Source organism: Acidimicrobiales bacterium, assembly GCA_036399815.1.
Taxonomy (GTDB): Bacteria; Actinomycetota; Acidimicrobiia; order Acidimicrobiales; family DASWMK01; genus DASWMK01.
In genome coordinates, this window is the sequence record DASWMK010000253.1 from 1 (window position 1) to 9,127 (window position 9,127).

9 protein-coding genes are annotated in these 9,127 nt (G+C 77.2%); 8 read left to right on the forward strand and 1 reads right to left on the reverse strand.

Going from position 1 to position 9,127, the window contains the following annotated elements; genetic code table 11:
- The 4 genes from VGB14_19115 to VGB14_19130 all read left to right on the forward strand — a co-directional run.
- The coding region (locus VGB14_19115) for a hypothetical protein (protein ID HEX9995043.1) at positions 1–451 on the forward strand (451 nt) is incomplete at its 5' end.
- On the forward strand, positions 448–1,431 hold the full coding sequence (locus VGB14_19120) for a MoxR family ATPase (GenBank protein ID HEX9995044.1): 984 nt from the start codon (positions 448–450) through the stop codon (positions 1,429–1,431). The genes VGB14_19115 and VGB14_19120, both read left to right, overlap by 4 nt.
- Positions 1,428–2,723 (forward strand): DUF58 domain-containing protein, encoded by a 1,296-nt coding sequence (locus VGB14_19125; protein ID HEX9995045.1) that lies wholly within the window; start codon positions 1,428–1,430, stop codon positions 2,721–2,723. The genes VGB14_19120 and VGB14_19125 overlap by 4 nt, the downstream gene beginning before the upstream one ends.
- A complete protein-coding gene (locus tag VGB14_19130; protein ID HEX9995046.1) occupies positions 2,720–3,256 on the forward strand; it encodes a hypothetical protein in 537 nt (178 codons plus the stop codon). The genes VGB14_19125 and VGB14_19130 overlap by 4 nt, the downstream gene beginning before the upstream one ends.
- On the opposite strand, the gene VGB14_19135 is transcribed toward VGB14_19130, so the two are convergent.
- Positions 3,249–4,892 (reverse strand): AMP-binding protein, encoded by a 1,644-nt coding sequence (locus VGB14_19135; protein HEX9995047.1) that lies wholly within the window; start codon positions 4,890–4,892, stop codon positions 3,249–3,251. The genes VGB14_19130 and VGB14_19135 overlap by 8 nt on opposite strands.
- Before the next feature lie 77 nt (positions 4,893–4,969).
- Here VGB14_19135 and VGB14_19140 point away from each other — a divergent pair, with 77 nt between their 5' ends.
- Genes VGB14_19140 through VGB14_19155 form a run of 4 tightly spaced genes read left to right on the forward strand, consistent with a single transcriptional unit; the run spans position 4,970 to position 9,000 of the window.
- Positions 4,970–6,151, forward strand: a complete 1,182-nt coding sequence (locus tag VGB14_19140; protein HEX9995048.1) for a histidine kinase — start codon at positions 4,970–4,972, stop codon at positions 6,149–6,151.
- Positions 6,148–6,906, forward strand: a complete 759-nt coding sequence (locus tag VGB14_19145; protein HEX9995049.1) for a LytTR family DNA-binding domain-containing protein — start codon at positions 6,148–6,150, stop codon at positions 6,904–6,906. Before VGB14_19140 ends, VGB14_19145 begins: the two co-directional genes overlap by 4 nt.
- A gap of 4 nt (positions 6,907–6,910) precedes the next feature.
- Complete coding sequence (locus VGB14_19150) at positions 6,911–7,285, forward strand: hypothetical protein (GenBank protein ID HEX9995050.1); 375 nt, start codon at positions 6,911–6,913, stop codon at positions 7,283–7,285.
- Positions 7,282–9,000 (forward strand): cation acetate symporter, encoded by a 1,719-nt coding sequence (locus VGB14_19155; protein ID HEX9995051.1) that lies wholly within the window; start codon positions 7,282–7,284, stop codon positions 8,998–9,000. Before VGB14_19150 ends, VGB14_19155 begins: the two co-directional genes overlap by 4 nt.
- Positions 9,001–9,127: the final 127 nt, after the last annotated feature.

Genomic DNA, 9,127 nt, shown 5'->3' on the forward strand with positions numbered 1-9,127 from the left:
CGCCTTCCACGCCGGCCTCCACCAGCACGTGGCCATCGAGGTGCACCTCGCCTTGGTCGGCGGCATGGCGCTCGTGGCCGTCGTCCGCGGGGTGTCGGAGCGCTGCGACGCCGCCGCCTGGCGGTCGCCCGCGCTCGTCGCCCCCCGCCGGCGCCCGCCGGACGGCCCGGTGCCGGAGGGCCTCGGGCAGTGGATCGGGCTGGTGTCGACGGCCACCGAGGACGGGAGGGCGGCCGCCGCCCGGCTCGGGCCCCGCCTCGCCGCCCTGGCCGGCGAGCGGCTGGCCGCGGCCGGCATCGACCCCGACCTCGACCGGCGGGCCGCCGAGGACGCCGTCGGCCCCGTCGCCGCCCGCCTCGCCTGGCCGCCCGTCGTGCCCGACCGCTGGTCGAGCGGGGTGCCGATCGCCGACGTGACGGCGGCCGCCGACGCCATCGAGGGCCTGGCGTGACCGGGCCGATGTCGCTCGACGAGGTCGGCCGGCGGTCGGCGGCGATCCTCGACGAGGTCGAGCGGGCGGTCGTCGGCAAGCGCGACCCGCTGACTCTCGTCCTCATGGGCCTCCTCGCCGACGGGCACGTGCTCATCGAGGACCTCCCCGGCCTGGCCAAGACGCTGATGGCCCGCTCGTTCGCGGCGGCCTGCGACCTCGCCTTCACCCGGGTGCAGTTCACCCCCGACCTCATGCCGTCCGACGTCAGCGGCTCGTCGGTGTACGACCCCCGCACGGGCGACCTGGACTTCCGGCCCGGCCCGCTGTTCACCAACCTGCTCCTCGGCGACGAGATCAACCGGGCGCCGCCGAAGACCCAGGCCGCGCTGCTCGAGGCCATGCAGGAGCGCCAGGTGACGACCGACGGGGTCACCCGCCGGCTGGAGCGGCCGTTCCTCGTGCTCGCCACCCAGAACCCGGTCGAGTTCGAGGGCACCTACCCGCTGCCCGAGGCCCAGCTCGACCGGTTCCTGCTGCGCGTCGCCATGGGCTACCCGTCGCCGGCCGACGAGCGGGAGATCCTCGTCGCCCGGATGGCGAGGGGGACCGACGACGTCGTGCTCCGGCCCGTGGTCGACGGCCCGACCCTGCTCGCCATGCAGGCCGCCGTGGAGGAGGTCCACGTGGCCGAGCCGATCGTCGACTACCTCGTCGCCCTGGTCACGGCGACGAGGACGAGCCCGTCCACGCAGGTGGGCGCCAGCCCGAGGGGCACGGTCGCCCTGCTCAAGCTGTCGCGGGCCAGGGCGGCGCTGGCCGGCCGGGACTTCGTGACCCCCGACGACGTGAAGGCGGTGGCCGTGCCCGCCCTCGCCCACCGGCTGATCCTCCGCCCCGAGCTGTGGGTGCGGGGCACCAGCCGGGACGACGTGGTGCGGTCCTGCCTGGCCGCCGTCCCCGTCCCGGCGGCCGAGCGGGCCCTGCCGCCCCGCCCGTGAGCGGCGAGGCCCGGCTCGTCCCCCGGGCCACGCCCCGCCTGGCCGTCCACGTCGCCGTGGGCGGCGGCGCGCTGGTCGCCGCCGTCGCCATCGGGCGGCCCGAGCTGGCCGCCGTCGCCGTCCCCTTCCTCGTCGCCGCCGTGCTCGGCCTGGCCGCCGGCCGCCCGCCCGTGCTCGCCGCGACCGTCACCGCCGATCGGGAGCGCGCCGTCGAGGGCGACGAGGTCGGCCTCGCCGTGGAGGTGGTGGCGCCGGCCGGCGTGCCCTGGCTGGAGGTGACGGTCTCCGTGCCGGCGGCGCTCGAGGTGGTGGGCGGCGCCCGCCGGGTCGTCGCCGTCCCCGCCGGCCGGCCCGTCCGCCTGGACCTCACCCTGCGCTGCCGGCGCTGGGGGGTCGTGCGCCCCGGGCGGCTGGCGCTGCGGGCCTTCGGCGCCGGCGGGATGCTGGTGGCCGAGGGCGAGGCCGTGGTCGACGGCGTCCTCCGGGTCCACCCGGCCGCCGCCCGGCTGCGCTCGCTGATCCGCCCGGCCACCATGCAGGTGTTCACCGGCAGCCACGTCGCCCTGGAGCGGGGCGACGGCATCGAGTTCGCCGACCTGCGGCCGTTCGCCCCCGGCGACCACTTCCGGGCGGTGAACTGGCGGGCCTCCGCGCGGCGGGGCGAGTTGTGGGTCACCCAGCGCCGCCCCGAGCGCAACACCGACGTGGTGCTGTTCCTCGACACGTTCGAGGAGGTCGGCGGCGGGGCCTCGGGGCCGGGCACGCTCGACCAGGTGGTGGCGGCCGCCTGGTCGCTCGCCACCCGCCACCTGGCCGCCCACGACCGGGTCGGGCTGGTCGGCTTCGGCGGCGTCGTGTCCTGGCTCCAGCCCGGCAACGGCCTCGTCCACCTGCACCGCATCGCCGACGCCCTGCTCGACACCCAGGTCGTGTTCAGCTACGCCGACAAGGCCATCGACGTCGTGCCCGTGCGGGGCCTGCCCCCGCACGCGCTCGTCGTCGCCCTCACCCCGCTGCTCGACCCCAGGGCGGTGCGGGCGCTGGCCGACCTGCGGGCCCGGGCGGTCGACCTCGTGGTGATCGAGTGCCCGCCCGAGCCCCACGTGCCCGAGGCCGGCGACCCGATCGCCGCGGTCGCCCAGCGGTTCTGGCGGATGGAGCGGGAGGCGCTGCGGGACCGCTTCCGGCGCCAGGGGGTGGTCGTGGTGCCCTGGTCGCCGGGGCTCACGCTCGAGGAGGTGGTGGCCGCCGTGCTGGCGTGGCGGCGCACGCCGGTGTGGGCGGCCCGGTGAGCCTCGTCCAGGCCGCGCCCCGGCCGGCCCACCTGCTGGCCGGCGCCTCGCTGGCGCTGGCCGCCGGCGTCGGCGCCTGGTCGGTCGACGAGGCCGCCACCCTCGCCGGGTTCGCCTCGCTGCCGGCGACGGCGGCCTTCGCCTGCCTCCTGATCGGCCTGCTCGGCGGCTACGGCGCCTGGATCGGGCCGGCCGGCGCCCTGCTGGTCGTCGCCTACGCGCTGTCGGTGCTCGGGTCGGGGTCGGGGGTGCGGGCGGACGCCGCGCTCGTCGGGCCGGCGCTGTGGCTCGCCCTGGAGGCGGCGTGGTGGTCGCTCGAGGCCAGGCGGCCGCTGGTCGTGGCGCCCGGCCTGGCCCGCCGCCGGGTGGCCGTGCTGGTGGCCACCGCGGCGGGCTCGGGGGCCCTCGGCCTCGTCCTCGTGGACCTGGCGGCCGCGGGCAGCGGCGGCGGGTCGCTCCTCAAGGCCGCCGGGGTGGCCGCCGCCCTCGCCCTCGTCGGCCTCGTCGCCGCCCTGGCCCGCCCGGTCAGGTAGGCGCGGCCCCGCCGGCCGCCGCCCGGCGGGCCCAGGCGTAGTCGGGCTTGCCGCTCGGCTGGCGGGTCACCCGGTCGACGGCGACGACGGCCCGCGGCAGCTTGTAGCGGGCCAGGCGGCCGTCGCACCAGGCCCGGAGGTCCTCGACCGAGGGCGGGGCGTGGCCGGGGCGGGGCTCGACCACGGCGACCACCTCCTGGCCCCAGCGCTCCGACGGGCGGCCGACGACGACGGCGTCGGCGACGGCCGGGTGGGAGCGGACGGCGACCTCGACCTCCTCGGCGAACACCTTCTCCCCGCCGGTGTTGACGGTCGCCGCGTCCCGGCCGGCGAGCACCACGGTGCCGTCGGCGTCGAACCTGGCCCGGTCGCCGGGGACGGCCCAGCGGACGCCGTCGACCACCGGGAACGTCGCCGCCGTCCGCTCCGGGTCGCCGAGGTAGCCGAGCGGCACCCGGCCGCTCGTGGCCAGCCATCCGAGCTCGGGGTCGCCGGGGGCGAGCAGCCGGGTGCGGTCGGCCGACAGCACGGCCGCGCCCCCGGCCGGCGAGAACCGCCCGCCGACCGGGTGGTCGCCGCCCCGTGTCCGGCTCACGCCCTGGCGGCCGGCCTCCGACGAGCCGAGCAGGTCCACCACGCCGAGGCCGGGAACGAGCTCGGCCCAGGCCCGCTTGACCGAGGGCGACAGGACGGCGCCGCCGGTGAGCAGGTGGCGCAGGTGGGACAGGTCGTGGCCGCCCCGGCCGGCCTCCTCGAGCAGCGGGCGGCCGACGGCGTCGCCCACCACCAGCAGCGACGTCACCCGCTCCCTCGCCGCCGTGGCCAGCACGTCGGCGGGGTCGAAGCGGTCCGGGCGGTCCTGGACGACCACCGTGCCGCCGGCCAGCCAGGCGCTGAACGCGTTCCAGTGGGCGGCCCCGTGCATGAACGGGGCGCTCGGCAGCACCCGCAGCCGGCCCCGGTGGGGCGCCGCGTCGGCCAGCGAGGCCGGCGTGGCCGCCGGGTCGACGCCCAGGCAGCCGACCACGAAGTCGGCCTGCCGCCACAGCACGCCCTTCGGCCGGCCGGTGGTGCCGCCGGTGTAGAGCAGGTAGCGGTCGTCGGGGGACGGGTCGACCGGCGGCCGGTCGGGGGTGGCGGCGGCGACGGCCGCCTCGTAGTCGACGGCGCCCGGGAGCAGCGGGGCGCCCGACCCGTCGTCGACCTGGAGGACGAGGCGGACGAGGGGGAGCCGGGGCAGGGCCTCGGCCAGGGTGGCGACGAGGGCCCCGCCGGCGACGACGGCGACGGCGGACGCGTCGGCCAGCACCTCGACCAGCTCGTCGGGGGTGAACCTGTAGTTGAGGTTGAAGGCGACGGCCCTCGCCTTCCAGGCCCCGACCATCGACTCGAGGTAGGCGGGGCCGTTGTGGAGGAGGAGCCCGACGTGGTCGTGGGGCGACGCCCACGGCGGCCCGGCCCCGGGGCGGGCGTCCACGTCGTCGCCCACGCCGGCGGCGAGGAGCGCGCCGGCCAGCCTGGTCGTCCGCTCGTCGACCTCGGCCCAGGTCAGGCGGCGGTCCCCGGCGACGATCGCCTCCCGGTCGGGGACGGCGGCGGCGACCGCCGCGAGCGCGACCGCCACGTTGAGGTCCACCCCCCGACACTCGCGCGCCGCCGGCCGGCCGCCGTGTCCCAGCACCGACCGGTCGCCCTCCCGTACGCTTCGCGGCGGTGCGGCTCCTGCTGGTCGGCCTCACGGTGGTGGTGCTCGTGGCGCTCCCGGCCCTGGCCTTCCTGCGGGCCGTCCGGGCCCGCCACCAGTTCGGCACGAGCGTCGAGCGGGTGACCTTCGACGTCCTCCACGCCGTGTCCGAGGCCGCCCCCCACTTCCGGGCCGGCCTCACCGAGGCGGCCGCCGGCCGGGCGGCCCGGTCGCTGCGCCGGCTGCTCGGCTGCTCGGCGATCGCCATCACCGACCGCGACGACGTCCTCGCCTGGGACGGCGAGGGCGCCCACCACGCCGCCGCCGTCCCCGACCTGGCCCGGCCGGTGTTCGAGGACGGCCGGCCGGTGGCCGTCGACCCCGGCCGGCTGGCCTGCGCCGACGTCGGCTGCCCCGTCCGCTCCGGTGTGGTCGTGCCCATCGAGGTCGGCGGCACGGTGGTCGGCACCCTGGCGGCGATGGGCACGTCGGTGAAGGCGGGGACCATCCGGGCGGCCGGGGAGGTGGCCCAGTGGGTCGCCACCCAGATCGAGCTCGGCCGCCTCGACCAGTCGGAGGCGAGGGCGGCGGCCGCCGAGCTGCGGGCGCTGCGGGCCCAGATCTCGCCCCACTTCGTCTACAACGCGCTGACCGCCATCGCCTCGTTCGTCCGCACCGACCCCGAGCGGGCCCGCGAGCTGCTGCTCCAGTTCGCCGAGTTCACCCGCTACAGCTTCCGCAGCCAGGCCCAGTTCACGACCCTGGCCGAGGAGCTGAGGGCCATCGACGCCTACCTGCTGCTCGAGCGGGCCCGGTTCGGCGACCGCCTCGCCGTCACCCTCCGGGTGGCCCCCGAGGTCCTGCCCGTCACCCTCCCGTTCCTCGTGCTCCAGCCGCTCGTCGAGAACGCCGTCCGGCACGGCATCGAGCGCCGGGGCGGGCCGGGCCGGATCACGATCGCCGCCGAGGACGCCGGCAGCGAGTGCCGGATCAGCGTCGAGGACAACGGGGTGGGGATGGACCCCGAGCAGCTGCGCCGCCAGCTGGCCGGCGACGGCGAGGCCGGCCGCATCGGCCTGGCCAACGTCGACGAGCGCCTCCGCACGGTGTTCGGCGACGAGTTCGGCCTCGTGGTCGAGACGGCGCCGGGCGCCGGCACCCGGGTGTGCCTGCGGGTGCCGAAGTACCGGGCCGGGGTGCGGGCGTCGTGACCGGCGGGGACGGGCTCCGGGTGCTGGTCGTCGACGACGAGCCGCCGGCCGTCGACGAGCTGGCCTTCCTGCTGCGCCAGGAGCCCGACGTCGCCGTCGTGGCCACCGCCACCGACACCACCGACGCCCTCCGCCTGCTGCACGACCACGACGTGGACGCCGTCTTCCTCGACATCCGCATGCCCGGCCTGGACGGCCTCGGGCTGGCCCGCGTGCTCGGGCGCTTCGCCCACCCGCCGGCCGTCGTGTTCGTCACCGCCTTCGACGAGCACGCCGTCGAGGCCTTCGAGCTGCGGGCCAGCGACTACCTGCTCAAGCCCGTCCGCCCGGAGCGCCTCCGGGAGGCCCTCGACCGGGTCGCCGCCCGCAGGGCCACCCCGGCCGCCCCGGCGCCCGCCGCCGCCGAAGGCGACGACCTCGACCTGATCCCCGTCGAGACCGCCGGCCGCACCCGCTTCGTCGAGCGCGACGCCGTCCGCTACGTCGAGGCCGCCGGCGACTACGCCCGCCTCCACACCCCCGACGGCTCCTACCTCGTCCGCACCCCGATCTCGACCCTGGAGGCCCGCTGGGAGGGTGCCGGGTTCCTCCGCATCCACCGGGGCTACCTCGTGTCGGTCCGCCACATCAGCGAGGTGAGGGCCGAGACGGGCAAGGGCTACGTGGTCGTCGTCGACGGCAAGGAGCTCCCGGTCAGCCGCCGCCACACCCGCGGCCTGAAGGAGCGGCTCATGCGGGGCCGCCAGGGCCGGTGACACGGTGACCGAGCCCCGCCGGGTGACGGTCATGAGCCCCCGCACGGAGGCGGCCATGCGCCGCCGGGCCCCGTCCCGCCCGCTGGCCGAGCTGGCCGACCAGACGTCGGTGGGCGACGTCCTCATCCGCACGCTCGTGCGGGCCCAGCTCCGCCTCGCCCTCGCCGTGTTCGTGGTGTTCGCCTGCGTCCTCGGCGGCCTGCCCGTCCTGTTCGCGGTCGCCCCGGGCGTGGCCCGCTTCGAGGTGGCCGGCATGCCGCTGCCCTGGCTGCTGCTCGGCGTCCTCTCGTTCCCGCTGCTCGTCGTTCTCGCCCTCGTCTACGTGCGCCAGGCCGAGCGCAACGAGGCGGCCTTCGTGGACCTCGTGGACCGCCCGTGATCCCGGTCGCCGCCGTCGTCCTCGTCACCGCGGCGACGATCCTGATCGGCGCCTACGGCGTGCGGGTGGCCAGGACGACCTCGGACTTCTTCGTCGCCTCCCGGGCCGTGCCGCCGCTGTGGAACGCGTCGGCCATCTCCGGCGAGTACCTGTCGGCGGCGTCGTTCCTCGGGGTGGCGGGCCTCGTGCTCAAGTACGGGGTCGACATGCTCTGGTACCCGGTCGGCTACGCGGCCGGCTACCTGGTGCTGCTGCTGTTCGTCGCCGCCCCGCTGCGCCGCTTCGGCGCCTACACGATCCCGGACTTCGCCGAGGGCCGGCTCGACTCGCTGGCCGTGCGCCGGGTGGCGACGGCGTTCGTGCTGCTGATCGGCTGGTTCTACCTGCTGCCCCAGATGAAGGGGGCGGGGGTGACCCTGTCCGTGCTCCTCGGCGCGCCGTACTGGGTGGGCGTGATCGTGGTCGGCACGGTCGTGACGGCCAACGTCGCCCTCGGCGGCATGCGGGGCATCACGTTCGTCCAGGCCTTCCAGTACTGGGTGAAGCTGACCGCCATCTGCGTGCCCGCCGTCGTGCTCCTGCTGCACTACCACGCCGACGGCCGGCCGGACCTCGCCACCCCCGACGCGCCGGTGTTCGAGCGGGCCACCACCGTCGACCTCACCGTGGCCGCCACCTTCCGGGTGGACGAGCCCGTCGCCGTCACCGCCCGCGGCTCGGTCGACGGCCGAGCGGTCGACGGCCGGCTCATGCTCGACGCCGGCGAGCACCGGGCCGGGAAGGGCACGGCGGTGCGGTTCCCGGCCGGCGCGGCCGTGCCGCACCACGTGGACGTGCCCCGCTCGGTGGGCACGTCGTGGGCCCAGCCCTTCGGCCCCGTGGAGGACCAGCGGGACCACCCGCTGTTCGCCACCTACTCGCTGATTCTGGCCACGTTCCTCGGGACGATGGGGCTGCCCCACATCCTCGTCCGCTTCTACACGAACCCCGACGGGCGGGCGGCCAGGGAGACGACGGTCATCGTCCTGCTGCTGATGGGCGCGTTCTACGTGTTCCCGGCCGTGTACGGGGCTCTGGGCCGCCTGTACACCCCGGACCTGTACCTGACCGGGGAGACCGACGCCGTCGTCCTCGTCCTCCCCGGCCGGGTCCTCGGCGGCCTGGCCGGCGAGTTGGTCAGCGGGCTGGTGGCCGCCGGTGCGTTCGCGGCGTTCATGTCGACGGCCTCCGGCCTGCTCGTGTCGGTGGCCGGTTCGCTGTCCCACGACGTGTTCCGGGGGACGGTCGCCGACTTCCGGGCCGGGGCCGTCGGCGCCGGCGCCGTCGCCGTTGTCCTCGGCCTCGGCGTCTCCCGGTTCGACATCAGCCTGCTCGTCGGCTGGGCCTTCGCCATCGCCGCCTCGTCGTTCTGCCCGCTGCTCGTGCTCGGCATCTGGTGGCGGCGGCTGACCGCGCCAGGGGCGCTCGCCGGGGTGGTGCTCGGCGGCGGGTCGGCGTCGGCCGCCATCCTCCTCACGATGGGCGGCTACGGCGGGCACGGCTGGGCCGCCACCCTGCTGTCCCAGCCGGCGGCGTGGTCGGTGCCGCTCGCCTTCCTCACGATGGTGGCGGTGTCCCGCCTGACCGCCGGCCGGGTCCCCGGCGACCTCGGCACCAAGCTGCTCACCCTCCACACCCCCGAGCGCCTCGGCCTCGGCCGCGCCTGGCGCCCCTGACCGCTCGCCGCCGGCGCCGGGTTCGACCGTTCGTCGCCGCGGGCCGGTCGTTCGCCGCCCGCTGTCGGCCCGGCTGGCGGGTTCGACCGTTCGTCGCCGCGGGCCGACCGTTCGTCGCTTGCCGTCG